The 18,472-nt window shown below is 65.5% G+C and carries 20 protein-coding genes; 12 read left to right on the plus strand and 8 right to left on the minus strand.

What is annotated here, in order from left to right; translation table 11 throughout:
* Window positions 1-77: 77 nt before the first annotated feature.
* Entirely contained in the window at window positions 78-1,277 is a 1,200-nt protein-coding gene (locus M9H71_RS22650; protein ID WP_455407132.1) for a penicillin-binding protein activator, read from the minus strand.
* A 219-nt stretch (window positions 1,278-1,496) separates the two neighbouring features.
* Here M9H71_RS22650 and rsmI point away from each other — a divergent pair, with 219 nt between their 5' ends.
* The 9 genes from rsmI (at window position 1,497) to M9H71_RS22695 (ending at window position 10,576) form a co-directional block, all read left to right on the plus strand.
* On the plus strand, window positions 1,497-2,453 hold the full coding sequence (gene rsmI / locus M9H71_RS22655) for a 16S rRNA (cytidine(1402)-2'-O)-methyltransferase (RefSeq protein ID WP_455407133.1): 957 nt from the start codon (window positions 1,497-1,499) through the stop codon (window positions 2,451-2,453).
* Entirely contained in the window at window positions 2,440-2,832 is a 393-nt protein-coding gene (locus M9H71_RS22660) for a YraN family protein (protein WP_455407134.1), read from the plus strand. Before rsmI ends, M9H71_RS22660 begins: the two co-directional genes overlap by 14 nt.
* Window positions 2,833-2,901: 69 nt before the next feature.
* A complete protein-coding gene (gene gshB, locus M9H71_RS22665; protein ID WP_455407135.1) occupies window positions 2,902-3,843 on the plus strand; it encodes a glutathione synthase in 942 nt (313 codons plus the stop codon).
* 242 nt (window positions 3,844-4,085) lie between these two features.
* A complete protein-coding gene (locus tag M9H71_RS22670) occupies window positions 4,086-4,817 on the plus strand; it encodes a LuxR family transcriptional regulator (protein WP_455407136.1) in 732 nt (243 codons plus the stop codon).
* Between the two features lie 83 nt (window positions 4,818-4,900).
* Entirely contained in the window at window positions 4,901-5,557 is a 657-nt protein-coding gene (locus M9H71_RS22675) for an acyl-homoserine-lactone synthase (protein ID WP_455407137.1), read from the plus strand.
* Window positions 5,554-5,778, plus strand: a complete 225-nt coding sequence (locus tag M9H71_RS22680) for a hypothetical protein (protein WP_455407138.1) — start codon at window positions 5,554-5,556, stop codon at window positions 5,776-5,778. Before M9H71_RS22675 ends, M9H71_RS22680 begins: the two co-directional genes overlap by 4 nt.
* Window positions 5,779-5,876: 98 nt before the next feature.
* On the plus strand, window positions 5,877-7,415 hold the full coding sequence (locus tag M9H71_RS22685) for a YifB family Mg chelatase-like AAA ATPase (RefSeq protein ID WP_455407139.1): 1,539 nt from the start codon (window positions 5,877-5,879) through the stop codon (window positions 7,413-7,415).
* Window positions 7,416-7,575: 160 nt separating this feature from the next.
* Window positions 7,576-9,468, plus strand: a complete 1,893-nt coding sequence (locus tag M9H71_RS22690; protein WP_455407140.1) for an ATP-binding protein — start codon at window positions 7,576-7,578, stop codon at window positions 9,466-9,468.
* Between the two features lie 160 nt (window positions 9,469-9,628).
* A complete protein-coding gene (locus M9H71_RS22695) occupies window positions 9,629-10,576 on the plus strand; it encodes a GNAT family N-acetyltransferase (RefSeq protein ID WP_455407141.1) in 948 nt (315 codons plus the stop codon).
* A gap of 133 nt (window positions 10,577-10,709) precedes the next feature.
* On the opposite strand, the gene coaA is transcribed toward M9H71_RS22695, so the two are convergent.
* The 7 genes from coaA to hisB all read right to left on the minus strand — a co-directional run bounded on the left by coaA (window position 10,710) and on the right by hisB (window position 15,418).
* The gene (gene coaA, locus M9H71_RS22700) at window positions 10,710-11,666 is read right to left on the minus strand and encodes a type I pantothenate kinase (RefSeq protein WP_164607818.1); all 957 of its coding nucleotides are present in this window, start codon (window positions 11,664-11,666) and stop codon (window positions 10,710-10,712) included.
* 74 nt (window positions 11,667-11,740) lie between these two features.
* Window positions 11,741-12,064 (minus strand): phosphoribosyl-ATP diphosphatase, encoded by a 324-nt coding sequence (locus M9H71_RS22705; RefSeq protein ID WP_164631464.1) that lies wholly within the window; start codon window positions 12,062-12,064, stop codon window positions 11,741-11,743.
* Window positions 12,065-12,118: 54 nt separating this feature from the next.
* The gene (gene hisF, locus M9H71_RS22710) at window positions 12,119-12,886 is read right to left on the minus strand and encodes an imidazole glycerol phosphate synthase subunit HisF (RefSeq protein WP_011155881.1); all 768 of its coding nucleotides are present in this window, start codon (window positions 12,884-12,886) and stop codon (window positions 12,119-12,121) included.
* Window positions 12,887-12,894: 8 nt separating this feature from the next.
* Window positions 12,895-13,632, minus strand: a complete 738-nt coding sequence (gene hisA, locus M9H71_RS22715; protein ID WP_455407142.1) for a 1-(5-phosphoribosyl)-5-[(5-phosphoribosylamino)methylideneamino]imidazole-4-carboxamide isomerase — start codon at window positions 13,630-13,632, stop codon at window positions 12,895-12,897.
* The gene (gene hisH / locus M9H71_RS22720; protein WP_455407143.1) at window positions 13,629-14,279 is read right to left on the minus strand and encodes an imidazole glycerol phosphate synthase subunit HisH; all 651 of its coding nucleotides are present in this window, start codon (window positions 14,277-14,279) and stop codon (window positions 13,629-13,631) included. Before hisH ends, hisA begins: the two co-directional genes overlap by 4 nt.
* Window positions 14,276-14,797, minus strand: coding sequence for a DUF2628 domain-containing protein (locus tag M9H71_RS22725; RefSeq protein WP_455407144.1), 522 nt, complete (start codon window positions 14,795-14,797; stop codon window positions 14,276-14,278). The genes hisH and M9H71_RS22725 overlap by 4 nt, the downstream gene beginning before the upstream one ends.
* Window positions 14,798-14,824: 27 nt before the next feature.
* Entirely contained in the window at window positions 14,825-15,418 is a 594-nt protein-coding gene (hisB, locus tag M9H71_RS22730; RefSeq protein WP_455407145.1) for an imidazoleglycerol-phosphate dehydratase HisB, read from the minus strand.
* 187 nt (window positions 15,419-15,605) lie between these two features.
* On the opposite strand from hisB, the gene hslV reads away from it, so the two are divergent.
* The 3 genes from hslV to hslU are packed head-to-tail and all read left to right on the plus strand — an operon-like array spanning window position 15,606 to window position 18,124.
* Window positions 15,606-16,175 (plus strand): ATP-dependent protease subunit HslV, encoded by a 570-nt coding sequence (hslV, locus tag M9H71_RS22735; RefSeq protein ID WP_230765009.1) that lies wholly within the window; start codon window positions 15,606-15,608, stop codon window positions 16,173-16,175.
* Window positions 16,172-16,783: a DUF2585 domain-containing protein gene (locus M9H71_RS22740; protein WP_455407146.1), complete on the plus strand. Its 612-nt coding sequence runs from the start codon at window positions 16,172-16,174 to the stop codon at window positions 16,781-16,783. Before hslV ends, M9H71_RS22740 begins: the two co-directional genes overlap by 4 nt.
* 39 nt (window positions 16,784-16,822) lie before the next feature.
* Window positions 16,823-18,124 (plus strand): ATP-dependent protease ATPase subunit HslU, encoded by a 1,302-nt coding sequence (gene hslU, locus M9H71_RS22745; RefSeq protein WP_455407147.1) that lies wholly within the window; start codon window positions 16,823-16,825, stop codon window positions 18,122-18,124.
* Window positions 18,125-18,472 lie beyond the last annotated feature (348 nt).

An 18,472-nucleotide genomic window follows, 5' to 3' on the forward strand; every position in this document is an offset into this window, starting at 1 on the left:
CCCCAAGATCGATGTCTCGCTTTGACGTCCCAGTTCCGGGACGCGCGCTCACGCGAGCGCCCGGAATTGATGATGACCTACGCGCCGAAGCTCTTCGGCGAGCCGGCGACGGTCTGCGGGCCGCCGCTGGCGACCTTCATCACCGCAAGGCCTCGCTCGTTGGTGCCGTCGACGCGGAATCGGAATAAGCCGTCGATGCCAGCGAAGCCGGACGGATTGGTCAGGACTTCAGTCGAGAACCGCCGCGTCCCCTGCGTCCGGGACAGCGCCGCCACCAGAGCCACCCCGTCATAGGCCAGCGTCGCGGTGCGGACCGGATCCTGACCGTAGCGGGCGCGATAGCGCCCGGAGAATGCTCGAAACCCGGACGGATCGGGGGCGGCGTACAACCCGCCCTGCAAGGCAGGCGTGGCGAACACCCGCGGATTGTCCCACAGCCCGGTGCCGAGCAGCTGGATGCGCTTCAGATCCGCGCCAGCGGCCGTGAGCGCCTCGGCCACGCCGGCTAGTGCGTCACCATCGTCGGCGAGCAGCAGCGCATCGGCGCCGGCCAATGAAGCCGCGATGGTCCGCGCCGGACCGGACCGGTCGGCCCCGTATTTTTCGAAAGCGACGATGCGGCCGCCCTTCTGGCTGGTGTACTGCTTGAAAGCCACCTCGACCACGGACCCATAGGCGTTCTCCGGCAGCAGCGCCGCATAGGAGCGCTTTCCGAGACTGCCGGCATAGCCGATGATGCGGTTGACGTCGGATTCCGGCAGGAAGCTCAGCAAGAACACGCCACGCCCGGCCACGCTGGAATCGGTCGAGAAGGCGATCACCGAAACTCCGCGCGCGCGCGCGGCCTGCGCCGCGGCGGGCACGGACTGGGCAAACAGCGGCCCGAGAATGACCTCCGCGCCTTCGTCCAGCGCCTGCTGGGTCGCAGTCTGCGCGCCGAGCGGATTGCCGGCGTCGTCTTTGACCAGCAGTTGAATGTCGGGATTGTGGAATTCGGCGAGCGCCATTTCGGCCGCGTTCTTCATCGACTGCGCCGCAACTCCGGCATTGCCGGGCGCCGAGAGCGGCAACACCAACCCGACCTTGACCCGGCCGTTGCCGATCGCCGCCGGCTGCTGGGCCGGGCCTGCAGCAGGCGGTTGCTGGCCGAATTGATCGCTCAGAGTCTGCTGGGTGCCGGAGCAGGCACTCAGCAGGGGCGCACCGAGGAGCAGCCCGAGCGCAGTGCGGCGCGTGGTTCGCAACGGTTTCGTGTGTGGATCGTGCAAGCTTCCCATGCCATCTCTTGCGGCGATCCGGCGCCATGCCGGATTCCGTGTCGTCCTCCGCGCGATCGACCCTGCGGCCCTTCACCGGAGATTTCATCACAATGTCGGCCAATGATTAACCGGGCCAATAGGTTTATGCTGATTGGCGGCGTCGGACAAATCACTGTGCCGTCGTTTTCAAGTTTCCTGTTCTGATCCGCCCCTCAAGACGACGACCAATCCGTAACGATGCGCGCCACACCACAGAGCTCTGCACCATCTTCAGACGTGTCGTCGCCTGATGCGCGGACATTTCTGATCGCCGGACAGCGTCTGACCGCGCCGCGCGTAGCTCCGGGACTGCATCTTGTCGCAACCCCGATCGGGCATCTCGGCGACATCACCTTGCGTGCGCTGGAAACACTGGCGGGCGCCGATCTGATCGCCTGCGAAGATACACGAATCACGCATCGCCTGCTCGAACGATACGGAATCTCGGCACGACTGAAACCTTATCACGAGCATAATGCCGCGCAGGCGCGGCCAAAGCTACTCGAAGCACTCGATCGAGGCGGTTCCGTCGCCTTGGTGTCCGATGCCGGAACGCCGCTGATCTCCGATCCGGGCTTCAAGCTGGTGCGCGAGGTGTACGCTGCCGGACATCAAGTAATCAGCCTGCCGGGCCCGTCCGCTGTGCTGGTGGCGCTGTCGCTTGCAGGATTGCCGACGGATCGATTTTTCTTCGACGGCTTTCTGCCGTCCAAGCAGGGCGCACGCCGGACACGGCTCGCCGAGCTTGCGGCGATCGATGCGACGCTGGTCCTGTTCGAGGCCGGGAGCCGGATTCAGAACACGGTCCGCGACCTTGCCGAACTGCTCGGCGCGGCACGCGAGGCGGCAATCTGCCGCGAACTCACCAAGCTGCATCAGGAGGTGCGTCGCGCGCCGCTCGGCGACCTCGCCGCACAGGCCGACACCATGGAGACCCGCGGCGAATTCGTCGTGGTGATCGCTCCGCCCGATCCGGCCGCGCAGATGATGAGCGACGACGCGCTCGACCGCTGGCTGACCGAAGCGCTGACCCGGCACAGCGTCAAGGACGCGGTCGCGCAGGCGGTCGAGCTCTCCGGCCGGCACCGCCGCGAGATCTATTCCCGCGCGCTGGAGCTGACTCGCCGCCGCGAGGCCGACCATGGCGAAGACTGATCGGTCGCGGCCTTCGGTCCTGGCGCGGATTGCCGCGTTCCGCACTGGGCTATCGGCGGAGGCCAGTGCGGCCGACTATCTCGAGCGTCAAGGCTATCGTATTTTGGCGCGGCGGTTCAAAGCCCGCTGCGGAGAGATCGATCTCATCGTCCAACGCGGCGTGCTCGTCGCGTTCGTCGAAGTGAAAGCACGCGGCAATGTCGACGATGCCGCCTATGCGGTGACGCCGCGGCAACAGAGCCGCATCGCCGCCGCCGCCGAAGCATGGCTGAGCCGGCATCCCGAACACGCGACGAGCGAACTGCGCTTCGACGCCATCCTGATTGTCCCCAACACCCCGCCACGGCATCTGCCCGGCGCATTCGACGCCACGCCATGAAGCCCGCTGCTTGACCGCGCCACGGCAGCACCGCATCGTCACCGCCCAGCCAACTCCGGAACACACGACATGACATTGAAGGTCGCCGTCCAGATGGACCCCATCGCGCGGATCAACATCCGTGGGGATTCGACATTCGCGCTGCTGCTCGAGGCGCAGGCCCGCGGCCACGAGATCTCTTACTTCACGCCGGACAAGCTATCCCTGCGCGGCAGCGATGTCGTCGCATCGGTGCAGAGCCTGAAGGTGCGCGATCAGGAAGGCGATCACTTCACGCTCGGCGAACCGACTCGCGTCGATATGCGTAGTTACGACGTGGTGCTGCTGCGGCAGGATCCGCCGTTCGACCTCGCCTACATCACCTCGACGCATCTGCTCGAGCGAATTCATCCGTCGACCCTGGTGGTCAACAACCCGGCCAGCGTCCGCAATGCGCCGGAGAAGTTGTTCGTGATGGATTTCGCCGAGCTGATGCCGCCGACGCTGATCAGCCGCGACAAGGACGAGATCAACGCGTTCCGGGCCGAGCACGGCGCTGTGGTGATGAAGCCTCTGCACGGCCACGGCGGCGCGGCGGTGTTTCGAGTGCTGCCGCAGGACATCAATTTCGGCTCGCTGTACGACATGTTTGCGGTCACGTTCCGCGAACCCTGGGTGATCCAGCGGTTTCTGCCCGAGGTGAAGCACGGCGACAAACGCATCATCCTGGTCGATGGCGAATTCGCCGGCGCCGTCAACCGCGTGCCGGCCGAAGACGATCTGCGCTCCAACATGGTCCGTGGCGGTGCCGCAGCAGCGACGGAACTGTCGCCGCGCGAGCGCGAGATCTGCGCAACGCTCGGCCCGAAACTCCGTGAGCGCGGCCTGTTGTTCGTCGGTATCGACGTGATCGATGGCTACCTGACCGAAATCAACGTCACCTCGCCGACCGGGATCCGGGCCGTCGCACGGCTCGGCGGTCCGGACATCGCGGCGAAGATCTGGGATGTGATCGAGGCGAAACGAGCCTGAAACTGGGTCGGGCAATAATTTTTCACGATCATGGCGGCCGGCCGCCCTTGCCAGCAGGTGCTGGCGGCCGCACAACTATCAGGCTCCGTCCGTTATTCGGGTATCCGTAAGGCTTCCGGAAGAAGGCCAGCGGCGGGGTTAAATCAGCAATGATGGATTATGCCGACAGCCGCCCATAGAGCGGTTGGCGAAGACGGTTGGGCGACCATAAGTTAAGTAATGGGATCGGAGGTTCCTGCAGCATGATCGTCGGCGAAGACCAGCTTTGGGGGCGGCGGGCACTGGAATTCGTCGATGCGGTCGAACGGCTCGACGGCCCGGCGCTGATCACGCGATTCGAGACGCTGATCGCGAGCTGCGGCTTCACCGCCTACATCATGGCCGGCCTGCCATCCAAAAGCGCCGGTCTGCCGGAACTGACGCTGGCCAATGGCTGGCCGCAAGACTGGTTCGAGATGTATGTCCGCGAGAACTTCAGCGCCGTTGATCCCGTGCCGCGCCACGGCGCTACGACCGTGCATCCGTTCGTCTGGTCAGAGGCCGCCTACGACCGTAACCGCGACCCTGCCGCGCATCGGGTGATGACCCGCGCAGCAGACTTCGGGCTGGTCGAGGGATACTGCATTCCGCTGCATTACGACGACGGCAGCGCCGCGATCAGCATGGCCGGTAAGGAGCCCGACCTCAGCCCGGCGGCCCGCGGCGCCATGCAACTTGTGAGCATCTATGCGCACACCCGGCTGCGCGCGATCGGCCGGCCGAAACCGTCACGCCGCAACAGGCTCACTGCGCGAGAGTGCGAAATCCTGAAATGGGCCGCCCAAGGCAAAACTGCCTGGGAAATTTCGATGATCCTCTCCATCACCGAACGCACCGTGAAGTTCCACCTGATCGAAGCTGCCCGCAAGCTCGACGCCGCCAACCGCACCGCGGCCGTCGCCAAGGCATTAACGCTCGGATTGATCCGGCTGTGACCTGTCCGATCGGACAGTAGTTAGCTCCAGCTCCCGACCGGCACAGTTCCCCGCTGCAGACCCACTGCAACAGGGGAATTGCCATGCAGGTTCATGTTATCCGTCGGGAGAACCGCGCGCTCTATGCCGGTCTGCTCGACACCTATTTCCGGATCCGACACCAGATCTACGTCGTCGAGCGAGGCTGGAAAGAACTGGCGCGGCCGGACGGCCGCGAGATCGATCAGTTCGACACCGAAGACGCGGTGTATCTGCTCGGCGTCGACCGCGACGAGATCGTCGCCGGCATGCGGATGGTCCCGACCACCTCGCCGACGCTGCTCAGCGATGTGTTTCCGCAGCTCGCGCTCGCCGGACCCGTGTGCCGATCGGACGCCTATGAGCTGTCGCGAATCTTCGTCGTGCCGCGCAAGCGCGGTGAGCATGGCGGCCCCCGCGCCGAGGCCGTGATCCAGGCGGCGGCGATGGAGTACGGGCTGTCGATCGGGCTGTCGGCCTTCACCATCGTGCTGGAGACCTGGTGGCTCCCGCGGCTGCTCGACCAGGGCTGGAAGGCGCGGCCGCTGGGACTCCCCCAAGACGTCAACGGGTTCTCGACCACCGCGGTGATGGTCGATGTCGATGACGATGCCTGGCTCGGCATCTGTGATCGACGATCGGTACCGGGGCCGACGCTGCAATGGCAGGGCCTCGACGCTGTACACCGTCAATCTCTCCCGGAATTCCAGGTGGTCACATGAATGCTCCGTCCAAGCCCCGTGCCGCTCGGCCGGTGGTTCTCAATGCGCCCTTGAAACAGCAGGCGGCCAGCATCGACACGCTGGCCTCCACCATCAATCACGCCATCGAGCAGGCTGAAGAGCTCGGCATTTCGTCCGCCATGCAACTGTTGATGATGGCCCGCCTGGAGGTCGACCTCACGGAGATCGCACTGGAAAGTCGGCAGAAGAACAGCGCCTGACGCCTGGGGAATCGGCGCGGCCTCGAACCCGTTTGTTCCCGGAATGTTCTTGCGTAGCTCCGGGCCTGACGCTAGCGTCGGGCCCGAGAGAGGGCGTCATGGTCCAGCATGTGTCCACCGTGGCTTTCGAAGGCATCGAGGCGCGCACCGTCGATGTCCAAGTCCAGGTATCGCCCGGGCTGCCGGCCTTCGCGGTGGTCGGCCTCGCCGACAAGGCGGTGTCGGAAGCGCGGGAGCGGGTGCGATCGGCGCTGATCGCGTCCGGTCTGGCGCTGCCGGCACGGCGGATCACGGTCAATCTTGCTCCGGCGGACCTTCCCAAGGAGGGCAGCCACTACGATCTGCCGATCGCGCTCGGGCTCATGGCCGCGATCGGCGCCATTCCCGCGGACGCCCTCGAGGGCTTCACCGTGCTCGGCGAACTCGGGCTCGACGGCTCGATCGCGGCGGTGGCTGGCGTGCTGCCGGCGGCGATTGCCGCCAATGGCCGGGACCATGGCCTGATCTGTCCGGCAGCGTGCGGCTCGGAAGCGGCTTGGGCGAGCCCCGACATTCAGATCATCGCGGCCAGTTCGCTGATCCAGATCGCCAATCACTTCAGAGGAACGCAAGTGCTCGGCCGGCCGCAACCGCGGGTCCGCGATGCCGAACCCTCGCACTTCGATCTGCGCGACATCAAGGGCCAAGAGAGCGCCAAGCGCGCGCTCGAAATCGCCGCGGCCGGCGGCCATCATCTGCTGATGATCGGCTCGCCCGGCGCCGGCAAATCGATGCTGGCGGCGCGGCTGCCGTCGATCCTGCCGCCGCTGTCGCCGGCCGAGCTGCTCGAAGTGTCGATGATCGCCTCGGTCGCCGGTGAAATCCGTGACGGAGCGCTGACGGCAAAACGGCCGTTCCGCGCGCCGCATCACTCGGCCAGCATGGCGGCGCTGACCGGGGGCGGCCTCAAGGCACGGCCCGGCGAAATCTCGCTCGCGCATCATGGCGTGCTGTTTCTCGACGAACTGCCGGAGTTCGATCCGCGGGTGCTGGATTCGCTTCGCGCGCCGCTGGAAACCGGCGAGGTCGCGGTGTCGCGCGCTAACCACCGGGTGACCTACCCGGCCCGGGTGATGCTGGTCGCCGCAATGAATCCGTGCCGCTGCGGCCAGGCGTTCGAACCCGGCTTTGCCTGCAAACGGGGCCGGGTCGAGCGCTGCATGGCCGATTATCAGTCCCGGATCTCCGGTCCGTTGATGGACCGGATCGACCTACGAATCGAAGTCCCCCCGGTGAGCGCCACTGACCTGATGCTGCCGCCGCCGACCGAAGGCTCCGCCGAAGTCGCAGCACGCGTCGCCCAGGCACGCGAGATCCAACGGGCTCGTTACGCCTCGATCGGGCTGCCGCAGGTCCGAACCAATGCGGAAGCACCCGCGGCAGCGCTGGAAACGACGGCACGGCCGGACTCCGCCGGCTTGAAGTTGCTGCACGATGCCGCTGAGCGAATGCGGTTATCGGCACGCGCCTTTCATCGTGTCATCCGGGTCGCCCGCACGCTCGCCGATCTCGACGGCATCGATCTGGTCGGCAGGGTGCATCTGGCGGAAGCGCTGTCGTATCGCGCACTGGCGGATGATCCCGTGCGCGCGGCGTGAGAATTTAACGGTTCCTTACCACTGCTCTGTACCGATTAACTAATCGTCAACCCTGCCCACAGCGCGTCCGGACGCATCCCGCGACATTCAACCTGTTGGCAGCATCGCTCGGCGATCGTCGCACGGCGTAGGCGGCGAAACGGAAACAGCGATGCCAGGAATGCTGCGGACCAGATCGAACGGGAACGGGTCTGCCCGCTGCTCGTACCTCGGCACAGCGCTTCGCATCGGCTTTGCGTTTTCTGCCGTGCTCGGCATCGTTGTCGGCTTGGCGTACAGCAGCCGACCGGAGATTTCGGGCTACGATCCGCATACATTCGCAATCGGAGCGAGCTTTCTGTTCGCGCTGGCCTGTTTCGGCCTCGCCATCCAGACGGCGCGGCTACGCGTGATCCGACGTCGCTTTCGCGCCCTGGCACGGCGTCACCAGGCACTGGCCGGTCGTGACCCACCGCTCAGCGAAGCCGGACAATCTGCAGCCACGGAGACGCACGACAACGCCGACGCGGCAAACCGCGCCAAATCACGTCTGCTGGCGATGGCGTCGCACGAAATCCGCACGCCTCTGAACGGCATCATCGGCATGAGCCGACTGCTGCTCGACACTCCGCTCACCCCCGAACAGACGACCTACGCCAAAGCCGTGAAGACCTCCGGAGAGGCGCTCCTCGCACTGACCGACGAACTGCTCGATTACTCACGCGTCGAGGCCGGCAAGATCGAACTCGACGCAAAGCCGTTCGCGCTCGGCGGGCTGATCGAAGACGTGGCCGAGCTCCTAGCGCCGCGGGCACAGGCGCGCGAGCTCGAGATCGCCGCCGATGTCGACGAACGGCTGCCGGCACGACTGATCGGCGACGCGGCCCGGCTGCGGCAGGTGCTGCTCAATTTGTGCGGCAATGCCATCAAGTTCACTGAATCCGGCGGAGTGGCGCTGATCGCCGAGCCGGGTGAGCCAGGCGAATTCCGCGTGATCGTGCGCGACACCGGCATCGGGATCGCCCCCGAGGCGCAGGCGCGGATTTTCCGCGAGTTCGAACAGGCCCACGCGGGCATCTCTCGTAATTTCGGCGGCACCGGCCTCGGCCTCAGCATCAGCGAGCGCATCGTCACCGCGATGAACGGCCGGATCACGCTCGACAGCGCACCAGGGCAGGGCTCGACGTTCACGATCACGCTGCCGCTCGTTGCTGCAGAAGACGGCGACGCCGCCTTGGCGCCGCCGGACCTGAGGAACGCTTCGGTGATGATCGTCGCTCCGCACACGATCGAAGCCTCGCTGGTCGCCCGGCGTCTGACGCGTTGGGGCGCCGAGACCTGCACCTGTTTCGATCTCGCCTCCGCGGCGGCGCGATTGCGCGAGCGAAGCTGGCACAGCGTGCTGATCGATCATGCGCTCGGTCCGATCGGGATCGAGGCGCTGGCGCTGCAGGCCAAGCCACATGCAATCCATCGCCTGGTGATGCTGACGCCGGCGGCGCGGCAGGAGCTGCTTCCCGATCTGCCGGACGTTTTCACCGGCTATCTGGTGAAGCCGGTCCGCGCCGCTTCGCTCGCCGCAAGGCTCGCCCCGCCGATCGATGTCGCAGCACCAAGTATCGCCGACGGCGATCCCCCGTCGCGAGGCATGCCGCCCGCCGCCGCGCGAGCCAAGCTCGCGATCCTGGTCGCCGAAGACAACGACATCAATGCGCTGCTGATTCGCGCGCTGCTCGATCGCCTCGGGCATCGAGCCGAGATCGTCGGCGACGGCCGCGGCGCCGTCGCAGCGTGGCAGGCTGCTGAGCAGGCCGGCACGCCCTTCGATCTGGTGCTGATGGATGTGCAGATGCCGCATTGTGACGGGCTCGAAGCCGCTCGACAAATCAGAGCGCGCGAGACCGAGTACGCTGGTCCTCGCGTGCCGATCATGGCGCTGACCGCTAATACCCTGACGGAGGATCGCGAGGCGTGCTTCGAGGCCGGAATGGACGGCTTCCTGATCAAGCCGGTCGACCCCGACAAGCTCGCCGAACTGCTGGCCGACTTGAACGCAGCACAACAAATCGTCTGACGCGGCAGTCGAATACCGACCATCGCAGCTAACAACAAAGTCAGCGGCGATGTCATCGTTCGGCAATCATCGCGTCACATCGCTGTAGAACGGTCGTGATTGTTGGTGCGATCAGGCCGCGGCGATTCCGTTTCGGGACGAGTGCGGTCGCGAGGACGCCATGCACACCGACCATCTCGCCCGTTCGAAGAAATTCATCAAGCTGCTGCGCCCGGAGACTGCCGGAGCCGCCGCGCAAACCGCAATTACTTGGTTCAAGCCGTCCGCGAAGCTGGTCGAGACCGGCAAGCCGATCGGCTCTCCGGCGACGCTCGGCCGTCTCGGTCCGCTCGAAGTGCGGCTGGCGCAGACCAAGCAGGACGTCAAGCGCGCCCAGAAGCTGCGCTACCGGGTGTTCTACAAGGACGGCACGGCGATCGCCGACGCACCCACCATGCTGGCGCGGCGCGACAAGGATGCATTCGATCCGATCTGCGATCACCTGCTGGTGGTCGATCACGCCGCCAAGCCGTCGCTGAGCGGCAAGCAGCCGGTGGTCGGCACCTATCGGCTGCTGCGGCAGGACGTCGCCAATCGCAATGGCGGTTTCTACACCGAGAGCGAATTCGATATCGGCGGACTGATCACCCGGCACCCGGAGCTGCGCTTTCTCGAACTCGGCCGCTCCTGCGTGCTGCCGCCGTATCGGAACAAGCGCACCGTCGAACTGCTGTGGCACGGCATCTGGACTTACGTGCGCCAGCACGGCGTCGATGTGATGCTTGGCTGCGCCAGCTTCGACGGCACCGATCCGGATCGCCTGGCGCTGCCGCTGTCGTTCCTACATCACTACGCGCCGGCGCCGGACGCCTGGCGCGCTCGGGCGCATCCGTCGCGCTATGTCGAGATGAACCGGTTGCCGAAGGAGGCCGTGAATCAGAAGGCCGCGCTGCGCGAGCTGCCGCCCCTGATCAAAGGCTATCTGCGGCTCGGCGCAACGATCGGCGAGGGCGCGGTGATCGACTATCAGTTCGGCACCACCGACGTGCTGATCATCCTGCCGGTGTCGGCGATCAGCACCCGCTACATCGAACATTTCGGCGCCGACGCCTCGCGGCACGCGGCGTAGTCGATCGGAGCTCACAACGGTCATTCCGGGGCGCTCGCCCACGCGAGCGAACCCGGAATCTCTCTTCGGTAACATCGAGATTCCGGGTTCACGCGCTGACGCGCGTGCGCCGGAATGACGGAGAGATTACCGACTACAGCCGCCGCAGCGCCACCGAATCAACGACGTGATCGGCGCCCTTCTTCAGGATCAACGTCGCGCGCGGGCGGGTCGGCAGGATGTTGTCTTCGAGGTTGGCCAAGTTGGTCCGCTCCCAGATCGCAATCGCGGTCGCAGTCGCCTCTTCGTCGGACAGCACGGCGTAGCGATGGAAGTACGACCGCGGATCGTGGAACGCGGTGTCGCGCAGCGCCAGAAAGCGCCGGACGTACCAGTCGCGCAGCACCGGCTCGTCGGCGTCGAGATACACCGAGAAGTCGAAGAAGTCCGACACCACCGGCACCGCCTTGCCGTCGCGCGGCAGACGCCCGGTCTGCAACACGTTGACGCCTTCGACGATCAGAATGTCGGGCCGGTCGATCACCGTGAACTTGTTCGGGACGATGTCGTAGGTGAGATGCGAATAAATCGGTGCCTTGACCTTGCGGCGGCCCGACTTGATGTCGGACAGAAAGCCGAGCAGAGCCGGCAGGTCGTAGCTCTCAGGAAAGCCCTTCTTCTGCAGGATGCCGGCGCGCTCCAGCACCGCGTTGGGATGCAGGAAGCCGTCGGTGGTGACGAGATCGACCGTCGGGCGCGGCGACCAGCGCGCCAGCAACGCCTGCAGCACACGCGCGGTGGTCGACTTGCCGACCGCCACCGAGCCGGCGACGCCGATGATGAACGGCATCTTGCGCTCGACCACGCCGAGGAAGCGGCGCTGCGCGTAGTACAGCTGCTGCATCGCCGCGACGTGGATCGACAGCAGGCGCGACATCGGCAGATAGATCTCTTCGACTTCTCTGAGGTCGAGCCGGTCGTGCATCGATCGCAGCGCCGCGACCTCGGCGGCATCGAGCGTCATCGGCGTGTCTTCACGCATGCTCGCCCATTCCGACCGCGAGAAAACCCGGTACGGGTTGTAGGGGTGCAGATCCGACCTTGCGTCCATCTCGCGGGTCCTTCGCCTTGATTTGTGGATGGCGGGATTTGTTGTTGTTGCGGCCGCCAGGCGCGGCCGGTGCCTCAGTCGCGCTTGCGCGACGCCTTTTCCTCCAAGCCCGACATCGACGTGCGCTGCGCCAGCGCGGCTTCGACTTCCTCGAGCTTCACGCCGCGCGATTTCAGCAGCACCAGCATATGGAACAGCACGTCGGCGGTTTCGGCGATGAGATGGCCGCGGTCGTTTTCGACCGCTGCGATCACCATCTCGACCGCCTCTTCGCCGAACTTCTTGGCGCAGTGTTCGGGGCCCTTGTCGAGCAGCTTCTTGGTGTAGGAGCTCTCGCCGCCGGACGCCGCGCGGGCATCGACCGTCGCGGCGAGATCATGAAGGGTGAAACGGGCCATACGCTAACTCTGCCGGTTCGTGCTGCGAGAGGACCGCCCTCGCGGGGGGTGACGCTAGGGATCGAGCCGCATCGGCAGCCCGGCCTGGACCATATGATCCTTGGCCTGACGAATGGTGTACTCGCCGAAATGGAAAATCGAGGCCGCCAGCACCGCGGTGGCGTGGCCCTCGCGGATGCCGTCGACCAGATGGTCGAGATTGCCGACGCCGCCCGAGGCGATCACCGGGACGCCGACGCTGTCGGCGATTGCCCGGGTCAGCGGAATATCGAATCCGGACTTCGTCCCGTCGCGGTCCATCGAGGTCAGCAGGATCTCGCCGGCGCCGAGCGACACCACTTCCTGGGCGAATTCGATCGCGTCGATGCCGGTGCCCTTGCGGCCGCCATGAGTGAAGATCTCCCAGCGGTCGCGGCCGGGCACGCGCTTGGCGTCGATCGCCACGACGATGCACTGATCGCCGAACTTCTCGGCAGCTTCCTTGACGAACTCGCGCCGCGCCACCGCGGCCGAATTGATCGAGACCTTGTCGGCGCCGGAGCGCAGCAGCGTCTTGATGTCGTCGACGGTGCGGACGCCGCCGCCGACCGTCACCGGCATGAAGCAGGCTTCCGCCGTCCGCCGCACCACGTCGAGCATGATGCCGCGGTTCTCGTGGGTGGCGGTGATGTCGAGGAAGCAGAGTTCGTCCGCGCCGGCAGCGTCATAGGCGATCGCAGCCTCGACCGGATCGCCGGCGTCGCGCAGATCGACGAAGTTGACGCCTTTGACGACACGGCCGTCCTTGACGTCGAGGCAGGGGATGACGCGGACCTTGAACATTGCTGCGCCTACGCTGCCTTGGCGGCGCCGATCAGCGCCAGCGCCTCAGTGGGATCGAGCCGGCCGTCGTACAGCGCGCGGCCGGCGATTGCGCCTTCGAGCTTCTTGGCACGCGGGCTGAGCAGCGTCCTGACGTCCTCGATCGAGGCGAGGCCGCCCGACGCGATCACCGGAATCGAAATCGCATCGGCGAGCGCGATGGTGGCGTCCCAATTGATGCCTTTGAGCAGCCCGTCGCGGGCGATGTCGGTGAAGATGATGGCGGCCACGCCGGCGTCTTCGAAGCGCTGCGCGATGTCGAGCGCGGTCACCTGCGAGCTTTCGGCCCACCCCTCGACCGCGACGTTGCCGTCGCGGGCATCGAGACCGACCGCAACGCGGCCCGGAAACGTCCTGGCGGCTTCCTTCACCAGCGCCGGGTCGCGCACCGCGGCGGTGCCGATGATGACGCGGGCGATGCCCTTGGACAGCCAGGCTTCGATCGTCTTCAGGTCGCGGATGCCGCCGCCGAGCTGCACCGGCATCTTGACCACTTTCAGCATCGCCTCGACGGCCTGGGCGTTCATCGGCTTGCCGGCGAAAGCACCGTCGAGATCGACGACGTGCAGGTACTGGAAGCCCTGCGCCGCAAAGCTCTGCGCCTGCGCGGCGGGATCGAGGTTGAACACCGTGGCGCGCGCCATGTCGCCCTGTTCGAGCCGCACGCACTGGCCGTTCTTGAGATCGATCGCGGGGAAGAGAATCACGGCTTCCACTTCAAAAAATTCGAGATCAGCGCCAGCCCAAAACGCTGGCTCTTCTCGGGGTGAAACTGGGTGCCCAGCATGGTGTCCTTGCCGACGACGGCGGTGACCGGCCCGCCGTAATCGGCACGCGCCAGCACATCGCCCTCGTGTTCGGCGGCGAGGTGGAAGGAGTGCACGAAGTAGGCGTGCAGGCCCTTCGAACCGAGCGGCAGCCGGTCCAGCACCGGGTGCTCGCGGACCTGATCGAGGGTATTCCAGCCCATATGCGGGATCTTCAGATCCTCGCGGTTGGGCGCGATCTTGACGACGTCACCGGCGATCCAGTTCAGCCCATCGGTGGTGACGTGCTCCTTGCCGCGGGTCGCCATCAACTGCATGCCGACGCAGATGCCGAAGAACGGCCGCGCCTTGTCGCGGACGGTCTCGGTCAGGGCTTGGACCATGCCGTCGATCGAATCCAGTCCCTTGCGGCAGTCGGCGAAGGCGCCGACGCCGGGCAGGACGACGCGGTCGGCCCGGAACACCTGGTCCGGATCGCGGGTCACCACGATCGGTTCGGGATTCTCCATGCTCCGCGCCGCACGCTCGAACGCTTTCGCCGCCGAGTGCAGATTGCCGGAGCCGTAATCGATGATCGCAACGCTCATCGCGAACCTCCAGGATTCGGGAACGAGCCAAAGATATCGCCATGGATCGACGACGACGGTAGCGGAATGCTGCGCGTCGGGGGCGGTGCGCCGCGATCGATCGGCAAGGTGAAGCCGATCGGCTGCGGCTGCCCGGCGACCCAGCGATCGAAGAACCGCCGCTCGGCGATCTCGCGGTCTTCGCCGACTGCAACACCGACCGACTGCCAGCCCCGCCGCGACAGAGTCCAGCGCCACAGGCTGCCGGCTTCGAGCCCGAGCAGGCACGCCAGCAGCAACGCGACCAAGAAGCGAGTACCGCTTCCGGCGTGCAGCGCCGTCAGCGCCACCGCGGAGGCGCCGATTACCACCAGATAGCCGATCGTCGCCAGCCACAGCCGACGGTAGACCAGCCAGAACGGGCCGAACACGAAAGCCCAGACATAGAACCCATCGCGGATGAAGCGAAACTGCTCCGGTTCGGCGCGCTGCAGCTCGTCATCGTCCGCCCGCGGGGCATGAACAGTAAACACCGGCATGGACTCGTCTCCGCCGCTCGACAACGCTTAGCCGCCGAGCTGCCCCTTGGTCGAAGGCACTTCGCCGGCCGTCTTGGGATCGATCGCGACCGCCGCACGCAGCGCGCGGGCCAATCCCTTGAAGCAGGATTCAGCAATGTGGTGGCTGTTCTCGCCATATAGGGTTTCGACGTGGAGAGTCACGCCCGCGTTGATGGCGAAGGCCTGAAACCACTCCCGGACCAGCTCGGTGTCGAATTCGCCGATCTTGTCGCGCGGGAAGTCGGCCTTGAACACCAGGAACGGCCGGCCCGAGACGTCGATCACCACCCGGGTCAGGGTCTCGTCCATCGGCATCAGCACGCTGGCATAGCGGGTGATGCCCGCCATATTGCCGAGCGCCTGCTTCACCGCCTGGCCGAGCGCGATACCCACGTCCTCGGTGGTGTGGTGAAAGTCGACATGGAGATCGCCCACCGCCTTCACGGTGATGTCGATCCGCGAATGCTTGGCGAGCAGATCGAGCATATGGTCGAAGAAGCCGATCCCGGTCGCAGCCTTGGCCACACCCGTGCCATCGAGGTCAACCGTGACCTCGATGTCGGTCTCCTTGGTCTTGCGCTTGATCGTCGCCGTGCGCATGAAGCGGGCTCTCCGGTAAAAACGCCGGTCTTTTAACAGGCTGGTGACACCTCCGCTACTGCGCCGGGTGCGGAGCGGGGCCGATCTTCGTCCTATGGTGAGCGGATTGGCCGCTCCGTCGCTGGCCAGCGGGCCGATTGCATCGCCGCCCGGCCGTGCCTAGATCAGCGCTCGCGAAAGGAACTCCATGGCACTTCATAGCTCTTCGGGAGACGCCGGCCCCCCAGTCTGGCACGGCACCACCATTCTGACCGTGCGCAAGGGCGGCAAGGTCGTGATCGGCGGCGACGGCCAGGTCTCGATCGGCCAGACCGTGATCAAGGCCAACGCCAAGAAGGTCCGCAAGCTCGGCAAGGGCGACGTGATCGGCGGCTTCGCCGGCGCCACCGCCGACGCTTTCACGCTATTCGAACGGCTCGAAGCCAAGCTCGAGCAGTACCCAGGCCAACTCACGCGCGCAGCGGTCGAGCTCGCCAAGGACTGGCGTACCGACCGCTATCTGCGAAGGCTCGAAGCGATGATGATCGTTGCCGACAAGGACGTGTCGCTGGTCCTGACCGGCACCGGCGACGTGCTCGAACCGGAAGCCGGCGTGATGGCGATCGGCTCCGGCGGCAATTATGCGCTGGCTGCCGCGCGCGCGCTGGTCGACACCGACCAGGACGCCGAGACCATCGTGCGCAAGTCGCTCGGCATCGCCGCCGACATCTGCGTCTACACCAACGGCAATGTCACGATCGAGACGCTGACCGCATGAGCTGGGCCGGGGCCGAGCGACCGGCGTCGTCCACGGCCGGCCTTCCGGTCCGCTGGGCGCTGGCCATCGTCCTTGGTCTGCTGGCGGTTCAGGCGACCGCGCTGTTCGCGATGGGTCGGGTGCCGATCTGTACTTGCGGCACCGTCAAGCTCTGGCACGGCGTGGTGATGAGTTCGGAGAACTCGCAGCACCTGACCGATTGGTACACGTTCTCGCACATCATCCACGGCTTCCTGTTCTATGCCGGCACATGGCTGCTGCTGCGGCGCTGGCCATGGACGGCACGGCTGATCGTCGCGGTGTTGATCGAGGGCGCCTGGGAGCTGACCGAGAATTCGAGCTTCATCATCGAACGCTACCGCGCCGGCACGATCTCGCTCGATTACTACGGCGACAGCATCGTCAACTCGATCGCCGACACGTTGGCGATGATTGCCGGTTTCCTGCTGGCGTGGCGGCTGCCGATCGCCGCGACCGTCGCTATCGCGGTGCTGTTCGAAGTGCTGGTCGGCTTGCACATCCGCGACAATCTGACCCTCAACGTAATCATGCTGATTCATCCGTTCGATGCCATCCGGCACTGGCAGGCGGGCCCACCGATCATCTGACCGCCTGCTCCCTTGTTCGACCGACCCTACGTAGGCCCCATGACCGACTTCTCTCCCCGTGAAATCGTTTCCGAACTCGATCGTTTCATCGTCGGCCAGGCCGACGCCAAGCGCGCGGTCGCGATCGCGCTGCGCAACCGCTGGCGGCGCCTGCAGCTCGAAGGGGCTTTGCGCGAGGAAGTGCTGCCGAAGAACATCCTGATGATCGGTCCGACCGGCGTCGGCAAGACCGAGATTGCGCGGCGGCTCGCCAAGCTCGCGGGCGCACCGTTCCTCAAGGTCGAGGCGACCAAGTTCACCGAGGTCGGCTATGTCGGCCGCGACGTCGAACAGATCATCCGCGATCTCGTCGAAGTCGCGATCGCGCAGGTCCGCGAAAAGAAGCGCAAGGACGTCCAGGCGCGTGCCCAGATTGCCGCCGAAGAGCGCGTGCTCGACGCTCTCGTCGGGCCCGGCTCGGGTCCGGCGACGCGCGACTCGTTCCGCAAGAAGCTGCGCGCCGGCGAGCTCAACGACAAGGAAATCGAGGTCGAGACCCAGGCCAGCGCCGGCTCGCCGATGCTCGAAATCCCCGGAATGCCGGGCGCCCAGATCGGGGCGATCTCGCTCGGCGATATCTTCGGCAAGATGGGCGGCCGCACCAAGACCCGGCGACTGACGGTGGCCGACTCGCACGAAATCCTGGTCAATGAAGAAGCCGACAAGCTGCTCGACAACGATCAGCTCGTGCAGGAGGCGATCGCTGCGGTCGAGAACAACGGCATCGTGTTCCTGGATGAAATCGACAAGATCTGCGTTCGCGACGGCCGCAGCGGCGGTGAGGTTTCGCGGGAAGGCGTGCAGCGCGATCTGTTGCCGCTGATCGAAGGCACCACGGTGGCGACCAAGCACGGCGCGGTGAAGACCGAGCACATCCTGTTCATCGCCTCCGGCGCGTTCCACATTGCCAAACCGTCGGATCTTTTGCCCGAGCTGCAGGGCCGGTTGCCGATCCGCGTCGAACTCAATGCGCTGAGCCGCGACGACATGCGCCGCATCCTCACCGAGCCGGAGGCCTCGCTGATCAAGCAGTATGTTGCGCTGTTGAAGACGGAAGGCGTGACGCTGGAATTCACCGACGACGCGATCGACGCGCTGGCCGATGTCGCGGTGGCGGTCAACTCGACGGTCGAGAACATCGGTGCCCGCCGGCTGCAGACGGTGATGGAGCGCGTGCTCGACGAGATCTCCTTCGTCGCCCCCGACCGCCACGGCGAGACTTTCCGTGTCGACGCGGACTACGTGAAGACCAATGTCGGGGATCTGGCGAAGAACACGGATCTGAGCCGGTTCATTTTGTAGGTGATCGCTTGGTTGGTAGGTGGTGATATCCGTCCGCTAAGACCAAGTAGTCTGGGGCCGGAACGTATCCTCAAACACAGACGCCATGCGCGGGCTTGACCCGCGCATCCATCTTCACGAGAAGATGGATTTCTGGGTCAAGCTCGGCAATGACTCGGGACTCAATTGAGGCCAAAATTTTTCAACTACGCACTCCCGTCATCGCCCGGCTTGTCCGGGCGACCCAGTATTGCAGGGCGTAGCAGCTAAGTAGTCGTCCGTGAACAATTTGGAAGCGGTTGATTTTGTTGGCTGATCGATTGTTGGCAAGTATTCGATTTTGCAGGAAAGCCGCGGGGTGACCGTGGT

Source organism: Rhodopseudomonas parapalustris, from assembly GCF_053772255.1.